This is a genomic window from Mammaliicoccus sp. J-M41 (assembly GCF_022385935.1).
Lineage (GTDB): Bacteria > Bacillota > Bacilli > Staphylococcales > Staphylococcaceae > Mammaliicoccus > Mammaliicoccus sciuri_A.
The window spans coordinates 1-216 of the sequence record NZ_JAJNIR010000117.1 but is presented as its reverse complement, the minus strand read 5'-3'; the positions used below and the strand labels follow the sequence as shown (position 1 = coordinate 216).

General features: G+C 33.8%; 1 protein-coding gene. It reads right to left on the bottom strand.

The window, feature by feature from the left end:
- Window positions 1–216, bottom strand: a 216-nt coding sequence (locus LQ686_RS14125) for a transposase (RefSeq protein ID WP_239733471.1), incomplete at both ends; no start/stop codon positions are given.

Sequence of the window (216 nt, the reverse complement as noted above, 5' to 3'; positions counted from 1 at the left end):
CCCATATCCATTGCGTCTATTTTCGGTAATTTTATCAGATTTATCATTCGAAGAATATCCTAAGTGGTTATTCATTTCACCTTGTAACATAGCTTCAAACATAGGTCCAAAAACATCTTTTAGTGCATTTTCCATATCTTCAACAGATTCAGGTGCATACTCAGCAATAATTCTATTAGCAAGTTCGACAGATTTAGGATCTCGTTTTTTTCTAGC